The sequence below is a fragment of the Bradyrhizobium tropiciagri genome, from assembly GCF_018130505.1.
In the GTDB taxonomy this organism is placed as follows: domain Bacteria; phylum Pseudomonadota; class Alphaproteobacteria; order Rhizobiales; family Xanthobacteraceae; genus Bradyrhizobium; species Bradyrhizobium tropiciagri_B.
In genome coordinates this window covers 292,298-307,760 of the sequence record NZ_JAFCKH010000007.1, presented here as the reverse complement: position 1 = coordinate 307,760, position 15,463 = coordinate 292,298, and the positions used below count along the sequence as shown (strand labels likewise).

General features: G+C 65.3%; 16 protein-coding genes. 2 read left to right on the top strand and 14 right to left on the bottom strand.

Going from position 1 to position 15,463, the window contains the following annotated elements:
* Nucleotides 1-14: 14 nt before the first annotated feature.
* A complete protein-coding gene (locus JQ633_RS19720) occupies nucleotides 15-671 on the bottom strand; it encodes a protein-L-isoaspartate(D-aspartate) O-methyltransferase (protein ID WP_211986719.1) in 657 nt (218 codons plus the stop codon).
* A gap of 361 nt (nucleotides 672-1,032) precedes the next feature.
* Between JQ633_RS19720 and JQ633_RS19715 the strand changes: the two genes are divergently transcribed.
* Nucleotides 1,033-1,410: a response regulator gene (locus tag JQ633_RS19715; protein ID WP_211986718.1), complete on the top strand. Its 378-nt coding sequence runs from the start codon at nucleotides 1,033-1,035 to the stop codon at nucleotides 1,408-1,410.
* 115 nt (nucleotides 1,411-1,525) lie between these two features.
* Here the strand turns inward: JQ633_RS19715 and surE are convergent, their stop codons facing one another.
* From surE to JQ633_RS19655, 12 genes are all read right to left on the bottom strand, one after another.
* The gene (gene surE, locus JQ633_RS19710) at nucleotides 1,526-2,293 is read right to left on the bottom strand and encodes a 5'/3'-nucleotidase SurE (RefSeq protein ID WP_211986717.1); all 768 of its coding nucleotides are present in this window, start codon (nucleotides 2,291-2,293) and stop codon (nucleotides 1,526-1,528) included.
* 65 nt (nucleotides 2,294-2,358) lie between these two features.
* Entirely contained in the window at nucleotides 2,359-3,438 is a 1,080-nt protein-coding gene (locus tag JQ633_RS35215; RefSeq protein WP_249159484.1) for a hypothetical protein, read from the bottom strand.
* A 15-nt stretch (nucleotides 3,439-3,453) separates the two neighbouring features.
* Nucleotides 3,454-4,785, bottom strand: a complete 1,332-nt coding sequence (gene serS / locus JQ633_RS19700; protein WP_211986716.1) for a serine--tRNA ligase — start codon at nucleotides 4,783-4,785, stop codon at nucleotides 3,454-3,456.
* A gap of 122 nt (nucleotides 4,786-4,907) precedes the next feature.
* Nucleotides 4,908-5,714: a twin-arginine translocase subunit TatC gene (gene tatC / locus JQ633_RS19695; protein ID WP_211986715.1), complete on the bottom strand. Its 807-nt coding sequence runs from the start codon at nucleotides 5,712-5,714 to the stop codon at nucleotides 4,908-4,910.
* Nucleotides 5,711-6,211, bottom strand: coding sequence for a Sec-independent protein translocase protein TatB (tatB, locus tag JQ633_RS19690; protein WP_211986714.1), 501 nt, complete (start codon nucleotides 6,209-6,211; stop codon nucleotides 5,711-5,713). The genes tatC and tatB overlap by 4 nt, the downstream gene beginning before the upstream one ends.
* 158 nt (nucleotides 6,212-6,369) lie before the next feature.
* Complete coding sequence (locus JQ633_RS19685; protein ID WP_211986713.1) at nucleotides 6,370-6,603, bottom strand: twin-arginine translocase TatA/TatE family subunit; 234 nt, start codon at nucleotides 6,601-6,603, stop codon at nucleotides 6,370-6,372.
* 151 nt (nucleotides 6,604-6,754) lie between these two features.
* Nucleotides 6,755-7,624 carry an SMC-Scp complex subunit ScpB gene (scpB, locus tag JQ633_RS19680; RefSeq protein ID WP_211986712.1) on the bottom strand — a complete coding sequence of 290 codons (870 nt, stop codon included), beginning with the start codon at nucleotides 7,622-7,624 and terminating at the stop codon, nucleotides 6,755-6,757.
* Between the two features lie 22 nt (nucleotides 7,625-7,646).
* Nucleotides 7,647-8,468: a segregation and condensation protein A gene (locus tag JQ633_RS19675; RefSeq protein WP_211986711.1), complete on the bottom strand. Its 822-nt coding sequence runs from the start codon at nucleotides 8,466-8,468 to the stop codon at nucleotides 7,647-7,649.
* The gene (nagZ, locus tag JQ633_RS19670) at nucleotides 8,465-9,487 is read right to left on the bottom strand and encodes a beta-N-acetylhexosaminidase (protein ID WP_211986710.1); all 1,023 of its coding nucleotides are present in this window, start codon (nucleotides 9,485-9,487) and stop codon (nucleotides 8,465-8,467) included. Before nagZ ends, JQ633_RS19675 begins: the two co-directional genes overlap by 4 nt.
* A 46-nt stretch (nucleotides 9,488-9,533) precedes the next feature.
* Nucleotides 9,534-11,036, bottom strand: a complete 1,503-nt coding sequence (locus JQ633_RS19665) for an SPOR domain-containing protein (RefSeq protein WP_211986709.1) — start codon at nucleotides 11,034-11,036, stop codon at nucleotides 9,534-9,536.
* Between the two features lie 118 nt (nucleotides 11,037-11,154).
* Nucleotides 11,155-12,951 carry an arginine--tRNA ligase gene (gene argS / locus JQ633_RS19660; RefSeq protein WP_211986708.1) on the bottom strand — a complete coding sequence of 599 codons (1,797 nt, stop codon included), beginning with the start codon at nucleotides 12,949-12,951 and terminating at the stop codon, nucleotides 11,155-11,157.
* A 9-nt stretch (nucleotides 12,952-12,960) separates the two neighbouring features.
* Entirely contained in the window at nucleotides 12,961-14,172 is a 1,212-nt protein-coding gene (locus JQ633_RS19655) for a deoxyguanosinetriphosphate triphosphohydrolase (RefSeq protein ID WP_211986707.1), read from the bottom strand.
* Between the two features lie 110 nt (nucleotides 14,173-14,282).
* Between JQ633_RS19655 and erpA the strand changes: the two genes are divergently transcribed.
* A complete protein-coding gene (gene erpA, locus JQ633_RS19650; protein ID WP_139483341.1) occupies nucleotides 14,283-14,612 on the top strand; it encodes an iron-sulfur cluster insertion protein ErpA in 330 nt (109 codons plus the stop codon).
* 6 nt (nucleotides 14,613-14,618) lie between these two features.
* On the opposite strand, the gene JQ633_RS19645 is transcribed toward erpA, so the two are convergent.
* Nucleotides 14,619-15,449, bottom strand: a complete 831-nt coding sequence (locus JQ633_RS19645) for an amidohydrolase family protein (RefSeq protein WP_349631576.1) — start codon at nucleotides 15,447-15,449, stop codon at nucleotides 14,619-14,621.
* Between the last annotated feature and the right edge of the window lie 14 nt (nucleotides 15,450-15,463).

Genomic DNA, 15,463 nt, shown 5'->3' with positions numbered 1-15,463 from the left:
CAAATCGGCAATTTTTACATCTCGCGCGCGACGCCCGGCAGTGCCGGCACGAAGCGCACATCGACCAGGTCCTTGCGCTCGAATCCGGTTTCGGTCCGCACCGCACGGACCAGGGTCTGGGCACCCTGGTGCGGCCCGACCGGAGCGATCAGGATGCCGCCGGGCTCGAGCCGCTGCAGGAGCTTGTCCGGGATCTGCTCCATCGCGGCGGTAACGATGATGCGGTCGAAATCGCCGGCGCCGGCCGGGACGTCGAAGCCGTCCCCGAGCAGCACCTCGACGTTGTAATAGCCGAGACCTTCGAGCCGCTTGCGGGCGCTGTCGGCCAGCGTCCGGTAGCGCTCGATGGTCAGCACGTGCTTGCAGAGCCGCGACAGGATCGCTGCCTGGTAGCCCGATCCGGTGCCGATCTCGAGCACGCGATGGTCCTTGTGCAGCTGCAACCGCTCGGTCATGTAGGCGACCACGAAGGGCTGGCTGATGGTCTGCCCACACGGGATCGCGAGCGCGCTGTCGCGATAGGCGTCGTCGCGATCGCGCGGCTCGACGAAAACCTCGCGCGGCACCTCTTCCATGGTCCGCAGCACGGCCTGATCGCTGATCCCGCGCCGCCGCAGGGTGAGCTGAAACATCATCTTCTCGGGCGGCTTCGGGTTCACGGCCATGCTCATCAGCGGTCTCTGCGCAGCAAAATGCGACGATCGCCACCTTGATGCCATTGGAATCAAAATGCCGCGTTAAGGAAAAATTCCCTGCATTTCTCGTTCCCGGCGCGGAACCGCGCGCCGCTTCAGCTTGGCATTGGCGGCTTCCGCCGCCATATGATTGGCCGCGAGCCGCGGGTGAAAGGTCTCGTACGATACTGCCGGGGAGCTCAACCGCCAAACGATCTGCCCCGAACCGGTGGCGCCCGACGCGGGCGACCGGGTAATTCACTGTTGCGCGACGCAAAATCCGGCAAATCCCAAACGTTTGCGTTGCACCCCCTGAGGTTATTTGCGAGCTTGGTTTGGAAGGGCAAGGATTCCATTCATGACGGCGATACGGCCGGCGGGCTGTGCAGTTTTCCTCGTTGAGGACGAGGTCATGATCCGGATGATGGTCGCCGATATGCTGGAGGAGCTCGGCCACAGCGTCGCGGCTGAGGCCGGCGAAATCGGCGAAGCGGTCAAGCTCGCGCAATCGACCGAATTCGACCTCGCGATCCTCGACGTCAACGTCAACGGCAAGGTGATCACCCCGGTCGCCGAGCTGATCAACGCCCGCAACCGTCCCTTCATTTTCGCGACGGGTTACGGCTCGTCCGGCCTGCCGCCGGAATATCGCGACCGTCCGGCGCTGCAGAAGCCTTTCCAGCTGGAAACGCTGGCGCAGGTGATCGGCAGTGCCATGAAGGGCGCGCCGGTTTAGCAGCGGGTTCGGTGCCGTAGCCCGGATGAGCGTAGCGATATCCGGGACAGGTGCGTCCGCGATTAAGAGCGGCCCCGGATTTCGCTTCGCTGCATCCGGGCTACGGGCTACGGGATCACTTCAGCGTCTCGACCAGCGTCTCCGAAAACGCCTCGTCGGTGCGGTCGAGCCGCAGCGGCGTCACCGAGACGTAGCGCGCGGCCAGCGCGGCGAGATCGGTGCCCTCGGCCGGCGTGTCCATCATCGCCGCGCGCTCGAAGCCGATCCAGAAGTACGGATTGCCGCGCCCGTCGTGACGGCGGTCGATCTTCAGGAAACCCTGGTTGCGCTTGCCCTGCCGCGTGATCCTGACTCCCTTGACGTCGTCAGGCATGCAGGACGGGAAGTTGACGTTGACGACGGTGTTCTTCGGGATGCCGGCATCGAGCACCTTGCGCAGGATGTCGGGCCCGAATTTCAGTGCGGTGTCCCACAGCGGCGCATTGCGGGTCTCGACGGAAAATTCCTGCGACAAGGCAAATGACGGAAAGCCCAGGATGGTGCCTTCCAGCGCGCCGGCGATGGTGCCGGAATAGACCACGTCCTCGGCGACGTTGCGGCCCTTGTTGACGCCGCTCAGCACGAGATCGGGCAGCTTGTCGCCGAGGATATGGCGCGCGCCCATGATCACGCAGTCGGTCGGCGTGCCGCGTACCGCAAAGTGCCGCGGGCCGATTTCGCGTAGGCGCAGCGGATCGTTCAGCGACAGCGAATGCGAGACGCCGGACTGGTCGAGCTCGGGCGCGACGATCCAGACGTCGTCGGACAAGGCGCGCGCGATCTGCTCGAGGACCTTCAACCCGGGGGCATGGATGCCGTCGTCATTGGTGCAGAGAATTCGCATCCGTCTAGCTGCCTCTTGTTCCGATTCGACGCGGATTTCTTGGAGTTGTAGGCCGTCTTAACCGGCTAGGGCCGCGGAGGCAAACCCGGCAAAGTCCCGTCCCAGCCCGTCAGCCTGGCGCGCCAGGGACGGACGAATCTGGCGCTGCCGGCGATCTTCCGGCCGAACACAGGCAAGACCGGCCGGGGCTGCCCGACGATCCGGAGTGGCACCGGCTTGCGCAGCTCGACCTTGGCCGTCGTGGCGGGCAGCTGTTCGGATTGCGAAAGCTCAGGCTTTGGTGGCTCGGGCTGCGATGGCTCGGGAACAGACGGTTCGGCCAAGGGCGGCTCAGCATTGGCCTGCGCAAATGGACGAATTGTGAGCTTGTGCAGCTTAGGGGGCTCAGACCTTAGAGGCTCAGACCTTAGAGGCTCGGACTTGGGAGGCTCGGACCTGGGAGGCTCAAGTTCCGGCGCCTCGGGCTTGGCCTGAACGATTGGACGAAGCTCGGACGCGGGTGCTTCGGATCCGGCGGATTCCAGTCCGACGGATTCAGGTGCGCCCGCCTCGGGTGTCGGCAATTCGGTTTGCGAGTAATCGGACTTTGGAGCTTGAGCAACTTCAGGCGCTGCAAGCTCCAGCTTCGGAAGCTCAGGCTCTGCAAGTTCGGGCTCTGCAGGTTCAGGCTCTGCAGGTTGCTCTACAAGCTCAGGCTTGGGGAGCTCCGGCTCAACAAGCTCCGACTTAGTCGCGACCAACTCGGCTTCGGGCGGTGCGGCGATGGGCGCCTCCAGCGGCGCGGCTGCCGCAGCCGACCTCGCCTTCAATCTGGCGAGCAACTCTTCAAGTGAGGGTCCTCCCGCTGGCAGCGCGGCCCGTGCCGCCGCGACGCTCGGCGTCGGTGCAGCGGCCGGCGCGATCGGCAGCTGGAAATCGGGCGGCGCCGTATCGGCGAACTTGCTGCGCGCGATATCGACAGCCTTGTCGAAGTCCGGCCGGTTGATCCACGCCTTCGACTGCATCGCTTCGATCACGCCCGGCTCCCACAGCCGCGCGACCTCGATGTCGTAGTAGCCCATCTGCTTCTGATTGATCAGCTGCAGGCCATGGCCGGTGACGGCCCATTGTCGACCAAGCCAGTGGATGTCACGGTGGAGCGGCATCGCACTGGCCTCGCGTTACATGCCGTGCTCGATGACCTTGCGCCCGCCCATATAGGGCTGCAGCACATCGGGCACCGCGATTGAACCATCCTGCTGCTGATAGGTCTCCATCACCGCGATCAGCGCGCGGCCCACTGCCGTACCGGAGCCGTTCAGCGTGTGTACAAAGCGCGGCTTGCCGTCGGACCCGCGATAGCGCGCATCCATACGGCGGGCCTGGAAATCCCCGCACACCGAGCAGCTGGAGATCTCGCGATAGGCGCCGCCGTCGCCCTGCCCCGGCATCCACACCTCGATGTCGTAGGTCTTCTGCGCGGAGAAGCCCATGTCGCCGGCGCACAGCGTCATCACGCGGTAGTGCAAATCGAGCCGGCGCAGCACCTCCTCGGCGCACGCCAGCATGCGCTCGAGCTCGTCCTTGCTGTTCTCCGGCGTCGTGATCGAAACCAGCTCGACCTTGGTGAACTGGTGCTGGCGGATCATGCCGCGGGTGTCGCGCCCCGCCGCGCCGGCTTCGGCGCGGAAGCACGGCGTCAGCGCGGTGAGCCGCATCGGCAGCTCCTTGTCGTCGAGGATGGATTCGCGCGCGAGGTTGGTCAGCGAGACCTCGGCGGTCGGAATCAGCCCGAGGCGTTCGCTGCGCAGATCGGCATTCGGCGCCGCGAGCAGTTCACCCTTGATGGCCCAGAACTGATCATCCTCGAACTTCGGCAATTGGCCGGTGCCGAACATCACGGCATCGCGTACCAACAGCGGCGGATTGATCTCGGTATAGCCGTGTTCGCCGGTGTGCAGATCGAGCATGAACTGCCCAATCGCGCGCTCGAGACGCGCAAGGCCCCTCTTCAGCACGACGAAGCGCGCGCCGGACAATTTCGCCGCCGCCTCGAAATCCATGTCGCCGAGCGCGGTGCCGAGATCATCATGCAGCTTCGGCGCAAAACTGTAGTCGCGCTTCTTGCCGAACACGTGATGCTGGACGTTGCCGTGCTCGTCGGCGCCGTCGGGCACCTCGTCGAGCGGCAGGTTCGGGATCGCCGACAGCTGCCTGGTCAGCTCCTCATCGGCCGACTTCGCGGCGAGTTCGAGCTCCGGCATCGTGGTCTTCAGCTCCCCGACCTCGGCCATCAGCTTGGCCGCGCGCGGCTCGTCCTTGGCCTTCTTGGCGTCGCCGATTTCCTTCGAGGCCGCATTGCGCCGCGCCTGGGCCTGCTCGGACGCCAGGATCGCGGCACGGCGCTTCTCGTCGATCGCCAGCAGCGACGGCGACAGGGCCTCGAGGCCGCGGCGCTTGAGGCCGGCGTCGAAGGCTGTCGGATTGTCGCGGATCGCTTTGATGTCGTGCATGGCGGGGAATTCCTGGATTGTGCCCTTTTGGGGGCCGCCTCCACTACCACACCGTTCAGGGACAAATCGAGAGGCCTACTCCGCTTTCGCAGGGTATGTCACCGGATGCGCAGGAAACGGCCCTACTCGGCCGGATTGGCCTCAGTCGGCGCCCCGGACGAGGCGGTGGAGGCCGCGGCCTTCTTCTCCACCATCCGCACCGCGATGATGGCGCCCTCATAGAGCGCGAGCAGCGGGATCGCGAGCGAGGCCTGGCTCAGCACGTCGGGCGGCGTCAGCACGGCCGCGATGATGAAGGCGATGACGATGAAATAGCGCCGCTTCTCGCGCAGCATCTTCGAGGTGACGATGCCGATGCGGCCGAGCAGCGTCAGGATGACCGGCAGCTGGAAGGCAATGCCGAAGGCGAAGATCAGCGACATCATCAGCGAAAGATATTCGCCGACCTTGGGCAGCAGCTGGATCTGCGCGGTCTCCGCGCCGCCGGCCTGCTGCATGCCGAGCGAGAACCGCACCAGCATCGGCAGCACGACGAAATAGACCAGCGCGGCACCCATCACGAAGAATACGGGCGTTGCGACCAGATACGGCAGGAAGGCGTTGCGCTCGTGCCGGTAGAGGCCGGGCGCGACGAATTTGTAGATTTGGGTCGCGACGATCGGGAACGAGATGAAGCCGGCGCCGAACAGCGCGAGCTTGAGCTGGGTGATGAAATATTCCAGCAGCGCCGTGTAGATGAACTTCGAATTCTCCGGTCCCGCGATCCAGACGAACGGCCAGACCAGGATGTTGTAGATCTGCTTGGCGAAGAAGAAGCAGAAGATGAAGGCCAGGCCAAAGCCGAGCAGCGCCTTGATCAGCCGCGAGCGCAGCTCGATCAGGTGATCCATCAAGGGGGCCTTGCTGGCCTCGATATCTTCGGCGCTCATGACGCTTTGGCGTCCTTGAACACGTTGGGCTCCGCCGGCGTCACATCCTGCGCCACCGGCTCGGGCTTGACCTCGCTGGTGATGGCGAGCGGCTCGCTCGCCGCGGCGTGGGTCTCGGCCTCGACGAAGGTTTCCGGCGTCGGCTCGGCCGGCGTCGTTGGCGTGACCGGCGCGTCGGTCGCGGAGGCGACCTGCGCATCGACCGGCTTGTCGATCTGCAGGGCGTCGCTGACGTCCTTCTGCAGAGAGGTCATGATGTTGCCGCTGGTGATCCCGGTGGCGGCTTCCTTGACCTCGTCAAAGCTCTTCTTGAGGTCGGCCATTTCGGCCTCGCGCATGGCCTCCTGGAACTGGCCCTGAAACTCGGCGGCCATCTTCCGGGCCTTGCCCATCCATTGCCCGACCATGCGCAGCACGCCCGGCAGTTCTTTCGGGCCGATGGCGATCAGCGCGACGACCGCGATGACGACCAGCTCACTCCACCCGATATCGAACATGAAATCTTCCGCCTGGGCGCGCCGCAACAGCCCCATACGTCCTCTACAGGAGTTGGGGCCGTCGACCTGTTTTCTCAACCGGCATAGCGCTTTCGAGCGACGGCGTCACCGTTTCGCGCAACAAAAAATGTCGAAATATCCGTGTCCGGACGAGGCCCTTAGACGGCCTTGCTGCCGACATCCTGGCGCGCGGCCGACGGCGCCGCATTGTGATCGATGGCCTTGGCGGGCTCGGTCTTCTCGGCGACCTTGTCGTCGTCCTGCATGCCCTTCTTGAAGGCCTTGATGCCCTGGGCGACGTCACCCATCAGGTCCGAAATCTTGCCGCGTCCGAACAGCAGCAGGACCACTGCGATCACGACGATCCAGTGCCAAATGCTCAGCGAACCCATCCTGCAACCCTCCAGAAATGGCCGGGCGAAACCGGCCTAGACTTTGCCCGGAAGGTAGGCCCCCGAAGCGTCAAAAACAAGGACTTCAGCCGCGGCAAATCGCTGTCGCAGCTACGTAATATTGCTAGCCTTAACCGGGAATATTTTGGGGCTATTCGCCCTTTTCCTCAGTGCCGGCGTCACCGTCTTCGTCGCTGTCGCGCGCGTCGGTCTCGGTGGCCTCGGAGCCGATAACTTCATGCTCGGTGGCTTCAGCCTCAGCGGCCTCCGGTGCCGCTGCTTCCGCCGCCGCATCTGCCTCCGAAGCGACCTCTTCGGGTTCGGAGGAAGGCGCCAGCAGCAGTTCCAGCGTGTCGCCGGGCTCGAGCGGATCCTCGTCCTCGCGCAACGTCGCATCATCGGAGGGCGACGGAACGGAGAAGCCGGTCGGCAGGCGCGAGTCGAGCAGACCCGTGCCCTTCAGCTCCTCGAGCCCCGGCAGATCGCCGAGCGCCTCGAGACTGAATTGCGACAGGAACCCGTCGGTGGTTCCGAAGGTCAACGGACGGCCCGGCGTCTTGCGGCGGCCGCGCGGACGGATCCAGCCGGTCTCCAGCAACACGTCGATCGTGCCCTTCGACGTCACCACGCCGCGGATCTCCTCGATCTCGGCACGCGTCACCGGCTGGTGATAGGCGATGATCGCCAGCACCTCGATCGCGGCACGCGACAGCTTTCGCGTCTCCGTGCTCTCGCGTGTCATCAGCCACGCCAGATCGCCGGCGGTGCGGAACGTCCACTTGTTGGCGACCTTCACCAGATTGACGCCGCGCGGCGCGTACTCCGCCTGCAACTGCGCGAGCGCTGCCTTGACGTCGACGCCGTCGGGCATCCGCTTCGCCAGCGTTGCCTGATCGATCGGTTCATTCGATGCGAACAGCAGGGCTTCCAGGAGCCGCAATTCCTCAGGACGCGCCATCGGATCCATCGGAGAAACCTCCTCCTCGGGTTCGTCAATGCGCACTTCCGCCAAGCTTGCCATGGGCTTGCTCTCCCTCTTCCACTTACTCAACCGAAAGGTCCGGCGCAGCCATTGCGGCCTGCGCTGAGCGCTTTCGGAAATAGATCGGCGCGAACGCCTGCTTCTGGTTGATCTCCATCTCGCCTTCACGGACCAGTTCGAGGGCCGCGGCGAAGCTGGAGGCGAAAACCGTCGCCTTCTGGGTGGGATCGGCGACGTAGTTCATCAGATACTGGTCGAGACAGCTCCAGTCCTCGGCAATGCCGACCAGCCGCTCCAGCGAGGCGCGAGCCTCCGCGAGCGACCACACGGTTCGCTTAGCCAGATGCACCGTGGTCAGGACGCGCGACTGGCGTTGCGTCGCATAGGCCGACAGCAGGTCGTACAGCGTCGCGGTGAACTTCGGATGCTTGATCTCGGCGATCGATTCCGGATTGCCGCGCGGAAAGATATCGCGCTGGAACTGGGGTCGGTTCAACAGCCGGTTCGCCGCCTCGCGGATCGCCTCCAGCCGGCGCAGCCGGTTGGCGAGCGCTGTCGCCATCTCCTCGGCGCTCGGCCCCTCCGCGCTCGGCGGTTCGGGCAACAAAAGGCGCGACTTGAGGAAGGCGAGCCAGGCCGCCATCACCAGATAGTCCGCAGCCAGCTCGAGACGAATCTTGCGCGCCGCCTCGATGAAGGAGAGGTACTGGTCGGCGAGCGCGAGGATCGAGATCTTCGCCAGATCGACCTTCTGCTGCCGCGCCAGCGTCAGCAACAGGTCGAGCGGGCCCTCATAGCCCTCGACGTCGACCACCAGCGCCGGTTCGCCTTCGGCGAGATCAGCCGGCCGCCCGGTCTCAAACGATAGAATTTCCGCGGTCATGCCGTCCCTACCCGATCAAGTAACGCATCCAATTCCGCCCGCGCCGCCTGCCGGTCGAACGGCTTTGGCGGCTTCCGCGCTGCCAACGCCGCATTAGCGCGCTCCAGCGCCTTGCCGGTCAGTTCCGGCGTCTCCCGCACGACCTCACGCATCTCATCGAGATTGCCGTTGCAGTGCAGGACCATGTCGCATCCGGCGGCAACGATGGCCGCGGTCCGCTCAGCGATTGATCCGGCCAGCGCATTCATCGACACGTCATCACTCATCAACAAACCTTGGAACCCGATCCGGCCGCGAATCACCCGTTCGATGATTGTCGCAGAAGTCGTCGCAGGATGGACGGGGTCCAGCGCGCTAAACACAACATGTGCAGTCATGGCCATCGGCAGGTCCGAGAGCGGCTGGAACGCGGCAAAGTCGGTGCGTTCCAGCTCGGATTCCGCCGTGTCGACCGTCGGAAGCCGAAAATGACTGTCGGCCGTGGCCCTTCCATGGCCGGGAATATGTTTGAGAACCGGCAGCACTCCGCCCTGTTCCAGTCCCTCGGTGACCGCGCGCGCGATGGCGGCGACCTTGGCCGGCGCGGTTCCATAGGCCCGGTTGCCGATCACGGCATCGGCGCCGGGCACCGGAACGTCAGCCAGAGGCAGGCAATCAACGGTAATTCCGAGATCAATCAGATCGGCCGCGATCAGGCGGGAGCTGAGACGGGCCGCGGCCAGTCCGAGCCGCGGGTCGATGTCGAACAGCGCGGAAAAGCTGGCACCCGGCGGATAGACCGGCCAATGCGGCGGACCAAGCCGCTGCACCCGCCCGCCTTCCTGGTCGATCAGGACCGGCGCATCCTCATTGCCGGCCAGCGCCTTGAGTTCCGCAACAAGCGCAGAGACTTGTTCCGGAGTCTCGATATTGCGTTTGAACAGGATGAAGCCCCATGGCCGCTCGGCGCGAATGAATTCGCGCTCGGCGTCATTGAGGACGGTGGCGGATACGCCCGTGATGAATGCGCGGTTCGTCATGCGGCCGATTAGGCCGCATGCAGTCCGTGGGTCAAGGAAACGGCCGTTAATTCCTTTGGACGACGCACTGTCCGCCGGCAGATTTAAGGTTGCCGCAGAACTGTGAGGCTTCCTCGGGCGATCCGAACGGCCCGACCATGGCGCGGTAATAGACGCCCTTCTCGCCGAGATCGGCCCGCCTGATCACCGGCGGGTGGGAGCCGAGCACGCTCGGGAACTTGCCCTGCAGCGATCGGTACGAGGCCTGCGCGTCGGCCTCGTTCTTCTGCGAGGACACTTGGACCATGTAGCCGCTGCTGACCGAGGCCGTCGTCGTCGACGCCAGCCGGGTCGGCGGTGCCGCCGGAACAGGCGCTGCGTTGGCCTGCTCGCCCGGGGTCAGAGACATCGGTGCATTCACGCTGGCATTGGCGGCGGCCGGGTTGCTGCGCGACGCCGGAGGTTGCTTGGCGGCAGCCGGCGGCTTGGCCGGTGCGCCTGCGGCGGCCTGCTGCGCGCCGTCGGGATTGTCGCCCTTGACCGAGAGCGTCCGGATCTTGCGCGGCTCGTTGTTCGGCAGCGTGCCGTTGGCCGAGGCTGGTGCCGGCGGCGGCGGCGCGGTCTGCACACTGGCGGGCGGCGGCGGATTCGCATTGGCGTTCAGCGGCGGAAACACGACGCGTGGTCCGGTGGCCTTGGTGCTTGGATCGACCGGGGTCTCCTCGCGCGACACGATCTTCTCGGAGCCGTCACCCGCGGCCATCCGGTCGGGCGTCTTCGCGGGCGCCTCGGCCTGGGCCGGGATCACCTTGGTCGGCGTGTTGTCGGCCTTGATGATGGGCGGCTCGCCGCTGCGGGGCGAACCGACATAGGTACGATAGGCATAGGCGCCGCCGACCCCGAATACCCCAAGCGCCAGCACCGCAGCGACCATGATCAGGCCCTTCGAACGGCGTCGCGGCTCGGGCTCTTCCTCGTAGCCCTGATAGGCATAGGGATCATCGGGATAGGCCGGCTCGCGCTCCAGGTCCTGCTGTTGGCCGGACTCCAGCTGTCCGTACAGCGCATCGTCATAGCGCGACGGATCCTGCTCATGTTGGCCGGCAGCGCTGTGCTGTTGCGCCTCTTCATCAAAGGCCGTAGCCGGCTCATAGGCCTGCGTCGGCTGATAGGCCGCGACCGGCTCCGGTGCCGGCTGAGCCGGCGGAGCCGCGTAGCGGTGCAACGGATGCACAGCGCTCGGCTGATAATCCTGCTCCGGCTCGTCGTATTCGATCGGCGGCGGCGGCGATGGGGCCGCAGCTTCGCGCCGCGCGCGCTGCATCCAGGACGGCGGGCCGGCGGGCGGCGCCTCGTCGTCTTCTGCCGCGGGCGGCCGCGCGTTGGCGCGCGAGAGCAGCGGATGCGGAGGTTGCGCCTTGCTCGCAGTGCCGAATGGATCGGTCTGCCCGATCAGCCTGGCCAGTTCCGCGAGCGGATCGCTCTCGGCCTTCGCAGCCGCATCGGGATAAGCACCGCCGTCGTAGTCATCCGCGGCGGGAAATGGTCGGTTCTGATATCGATCAGCCATCGTGATGATGCATCCCCTTCGGGACAGCGCCAGGATCGCCGGCGCTGCCGGTCCGAACGAATTGGCCCCTGCCAGATGCTCTCACAAATCCCCACTCGTGAGAGCCACATGCCCCTGCCTACCGCATCTCGGTCGGAGCGTGGACGCCTAGAACAGCTAAGCCCGATGCCAGAACCGAGACGACGCCCTGAACCATCGCCAGTCGCGCCCTCGTGATTTCTGCATCATTATTGATAATGAAGCGTAAATAGGGCAAATCCCGCCCCTTCGTCCACAGTGCGTGAAATTCGCTGGCCAAATCATACAGATAAAAAGCGATTCGGTGCGGCTCATGCGCAATGGCCGCAGCTTCGATCATTCGCGGATAGAGCGCAAGCCGCTTGAGTAGATCGAGTTCGGCAGGGTCGCTCAGCCGTTCGAGCGCAGCGTCCCGTAGAAATACGAGCCTCGCGTCGTCAGTCTCAGGCAAATCCGGAACCGCCTCCTCCCGCGCGTTGCGGAAGATCGAATGGCCGCGGGCGTGTCCGTACTGGACGTAGAAGACGGCGTTGTCCTTGGACTGCTCGATCACCTTGGCGAGGTCGAAATCGAGCACCGCGTCGTTCTTGCGGAACAGCATCATGAAGCGGACGGCGTCGGAACCGACCTCGTCGACCACCTCGCGCAGCGTGACGAAGTCGCCCGAGCGCTTTGACATCTTCACCGGCTCGCCATCGCGCAGCAGCTTCACGAGTTGCACGATCTTCACGTCGAGCGCGGCCTTGCCGGCCGTGACAGCCTTCACCGCAGCCTGCATGCGCTTGATGTAGCCACCGTGATCGGCGCCGAACACGTCGATCAGATTGGTGAAGCCGCGTTCGAACTTGTTGCGGTGATTGGCGATGTCGGATGCGAAATAAGTGTACGAGCCGTCCGACTTGATCAGGGGACGGTCGACGTCGTCACCATAAGCAGTGGCGCGGAACAGCGACTGCTCGCGGTCCTCGTAATCCTCGACCGGCTTACCCTTCGGCGGCGGCAGGCGTCCCTCGTAGATGTCGCCCTTGGCACGCAGGAAATCGATCGTCTCGGCGACCTTGTTGTTGCCTGAGGTGATCAGCGAGCGCTCGGAGAAGAATACGTCGTGATGGATGTTGAGCGCAGCGAGATCGCCCTTGATCATCTCCATCATCATCGCGATCGCCTTGTCGCGCACGATCGGCAGCCAGGCGGCCTCGCTCATGTCGAGCAGCTTGTCGCCATGTTCCTTGGCGAGCGCCGCGCCGACCGGCACGAGGTAATCGCCGGGATAGAGCCCTTCCGGGATCGCGCCGATGTCCTGGCCCAGCGCCTCGCGGTAGCGCAGGAACGCCGAGCGCGCGAGCACGTCGACCTGGGCGCCGGCGTCGTTGATGTAGTATTCGCGGCAGACGTCGAAGCCGGCGAACTGCAGCAGGCTACACAGCGCATCGCCGAACACAGCGCCGCGACAATGGCCGACATGCATCGGCCCGGTCGGGTTGGCCGAGACGTATTCGACATTGACCTTCTCGGCCTTGCCGATGTCGCTGCGGCCGAAAGCCGAGCCGGCGGCCAGCACGGCGCGCAGCGCCTCCGCCCAGACCTGCGGCTTCAAGGTCAGGTTGATGAAGCCGGGGCCGGCGACGTCGACCGAGGCCACCAGCGCATCGGCGCGCAGGCGGTCGGCGATCTTGTCGGCGAGCTCGCGCGGCTTGGCCTTGGCCTCCTTGGCGAGCACCATTGCGGCATTGGTCGCCATGTCGCCGTGGCTGGCATCGCGCGGCGGCTCGACCACGACGCGGGACAGATCGATGCCCGCGGGCCAATTATCCTCGACGGCGATCGCGGCACAGATAGCGTGCACGCGTGTCAGCACGTCGGCAAAAAGGTGTGGTGAAGCTGTGGTGTCGGCCATGGCAGGGCGCTAACGCAAATCCGGGGTCGAGTCAAAAAGCCTGTGGTGTTCGATCAGGGCGAAGCGGTCGGTCATTCCGGCGATGAAATTGCCGATCCGTCTGTTCCGCGCGCTGTCCGTCTCCCGTTCGGTGCCCTCGATCCATTCCGCCGGCAGGTCGCCGGGCGATTGCCGGTAGCGCTCGTAGAGGTCGCGGACCACCTGCTCGGCGTCCCGCATCACCTGCATCACGCGGTGATGCCGGTACATGCGCCGGTACAGGAACGCCTTGATCGCCGCCTCCTCCTCGGTCACGTCGGGCGGAAAGCCGATCAGCGGCGCGTGGTGGTGGCGCACGTCGTGGGCGGATTGCGGCTGCGCTGCGGCAAGCCGCTTGCTCGCCTCGGTGACGACGGCGCCGATGAAATGGGAAATCAGCTCGCGCACCAGCTCGGCGCCCCGCCTGACCTCGTCGAGCCCGGGATAATGCCGGTCGATGTCGCCGATGATCTCCGCCGTCAGCGGCATCTGCTTGAGGTCGTCGACGGCGAACAGGCTGGCGCGCAGTCCGTCGTCGATGTCGTGGGCGTCATAGGCGATGTCGTCGGCGAAGGCCGCGACCTGGGCTTCGAGCGAGGCGTAGCTCCAGAGCTCGAGGTCGTGGGTCTTGTTGTAATCGGCGATCCCGATCGGAACGCCACCACTTTCCAGGTAGCGCCCGGCCGGGGCGCCGCTCCGCTCGGTCAGCGGGCCATTGTGCTTGACGATGCCCTCGAGCGACTCCCAGGTCAGGTTCAGCCCGCCGAACTCGGGATAGCGATGCTCGAGCGAGGTGACGACCCGCAGGGCCTGCGCGTTGTGGTCGAAGCCGCCGTCGTTCTTCAGGCATTGGTCGAGCGCCCGCTCGCCGGCGTGGCCGAACGGCGGATGGCCGAGGTCGTGCGCCAGCGCCAGCGTCTCGGTCAGGTCCTCATCGAGCCCGAGCTGGCGGGCCAGCGCACGGGCGATCTGCGCCACCTCCAGTGAGTGGGTCAGCCGGGTGCGGTAGTGATCGCCCTCGTGGAAGACGAAGACCTGGGTCTTGTGCTTGAGGCGGCGGAACGCGGTGGAATGGATCACCCTGTCGCAATCGCGCCGGAACGGGCTGCGGGTCCGGCTCGGCGGCTCGGCAACCAGCCGGCCCCGGCTGCGATCGGGGTCGCAGGCATAAAGCGCGCGGGGAGCAGCCATTCCGACCGACACTGAATTTTAGCCCTTATCCATTTGATTCCATGGCCCGACGCACTTAACTATTGATGGTGCCGGATACCAAATGAAATGGGTATGACGGCCTTCTCCGGAGACCGATGACCATGACTGCTGCCATCACCGTCAGCGAACGGGCTGCCCGCCGCATCGGGCAGATCCTCAGCAAGGAAGGCGACGGCGCCAAGCTGCGCATTTCGGTCGAGGGCGGCGGCTGCTCCGGTTTCCAGTACAAATTCGACGTCGAGCACACCCAGGCCGATGACGACCTCGTGATCGAACGGGACAGCGCCGTCGTGCTGGTCGACCCCGCCTCGGTCCCGTTCCTGGCGGGCTCGGAGGTCGACTTCGTCGACGATCTGATCGGCGCCTCGTTCCGCGTCGTCAATCCGAACGCCACCGCCTCCTGCGGCTGCGGCACCAGCTTCTCGATCTGATCCAGTTCAACGCGCGGCGAACAGCGCCCGCGCGTTGCCGTGGGCGATCTTCGCGGCGATGTCGGGCGCGAGCTGATCAAGCCAGGCGCGATAGCCGGCCATGATCTCGCCATAGCTCGCCCAGCGATCTGGGACCCATGTGTCGGAGCCGAGCAGGAAACGATCCGGGAAACGCTCGAACAGCGCGCGCCACTCCGGTGTCAGCTTCCCTGCTCCGTCGACGATGCCGCCGCGGTAGGACAGCTCGCCCCAGAGCTTCGGATACTTCGTCAGCATCGCCGCCACCTGGTCGGCCGGCAGCCCGAAGCCGGTATGCGCCCAGATGATCCGCGCGCGCGGATTGTGCCGCACCAGGATCTCGACGGCCTCGGCATCGGAATGGGCGTGAAGATAGAGATCGTTGGCGACCGCGAAGTCGACCAGCTTCTTCACCCAGTCGCTCTCGGCCGCCTTGCCGTGCAGATGAAATTCGCCGATGCCGCGATAGTAGCCGCGCTTGAACTCGTCCTGGACGAGGTCGAAGATGGTGGGGTCGTTGAACCAGGTCTGGATATCGGGCCTGATACGATAGGGCCGGATGAACGGCACGATCTGCAGACCGTCCGGCTTTCCCTCCACCAGCACATGCGTTCCGGTGTTCGGACGGCTGGTCGCAAGGATGCCGGTGACGCGGTGCTTGCGAAACAGCGCGAGCACCTCGTCGGGCTGGTAGAACGGTTTCGGCTCCCAATTGTAGTGCAGATGCGCGTCGAAGATCTCGATCGGCTCAGCCGCCCGCGCTGACCAGGACGCCAGTACGGCCAGGACAACAAGGCTGCCGGCGACGAGATGGTTCACGCCGCGCAGCATCC

Excerpts from the sequence above, each read along its gene's own strand:
- erpA (WP_139483341.1), top strand. The coding sequence starts at position 14,283 with ATGACTGCTGCCATCACCGTCAGCGAACGGGCTGCCCGCCGCATCGGG.
- JQ633_RS19720 (WP_211986719.1), bottom strand. The coding sequence starts at position 671 with ATGAGCATGGCCGTGAACCCGAAGCCGCCCGAGAAGATGATGTTTCAG.
- serS (WP_211986716.1), bottom strand. The coding sequence starts at position 4,785 with ATGCACGACATCAAAGCGATCCGCGACAATCCGACAGCCTTCGACGCC.
- JQ633_RS19685 (WP_211986713.1), bottom strand. The coding sequence starts at position 6,603 with ATGGGTTCGCTGAGCATTTGGCACTGGATCGTCGTGATCGCAGTGGTC.
- argS (WP_211986708.1), bottom strand. The coding sequence starts at position 12,951 with ATGGCCGACACCACAGCTTCACCACACCTTTTTGCCGACGTGCTGACA.
- JQ633_RS19665 (WP_211986709.1), bottom strand. The coding sequence starts at position 11,036 with ATGGCTGATCGATATCAGAACCGACCATTTCCCGCCGCGGATGACTAC.
- scpB (WP_211986712.1), bottom strand. The coding sequence starts at position 7,624 with ATGGCAAGCTTGGCGGAAGTGCGCATTGACGAACCCGAGGAGGAGGTT.
- JQ633_RS35215 (WP_249159484.1), bottom strand. The coding sequence starts at position 3,438 with ATGCCGCTCCACCGTGACATCCACTGGCTTGGTCGACAATGGGCCGTC.
- tatC (WP_211986715.1), bottom strand. The coding sequence starts at position 5,714 with ATGAGCGCCGAAGATATCGAGGCCAGCAAGGCCCCCTTGATGGATCAC.
- nagZ (WP_211986710.1), bottom strand. The coding sequence starts at position 9,487 with ATGACGAACCGCGCATTCATCACGGGCGTATCCGCCACCGTCCTCAAT.
- JQ633_RS19675 (WP_211986711.1), bottom strand. The coding sequence starts at position 8,468 with ATGACCGCGGAAATTCTATCGTTTGAGACCGGGCGGCCGGCTGATCTC.
- tatB (WP_211986714.1), bottom strand. The coding sequence starts at position 6,211 with ATGTTCGATATCGGGTGGAGTGAGCTGGTCGTCATCGCGGTCGTCGCG.
- JQ633_RS19715 (WP_211986718.1), top strand. The coding sequence starts at position 1,033 with ATGACGGCGATACGGCCGGCGGGCTGTGCAGTTTTCCTCGTTGAGGAC.
- surE (WP_211986717.1), bottom strand. The coding sequence starts at position 2,293 with ATGCGAATTCTCTGCACCAATGACGACGGCATCCATGCCCCCGGGTTG.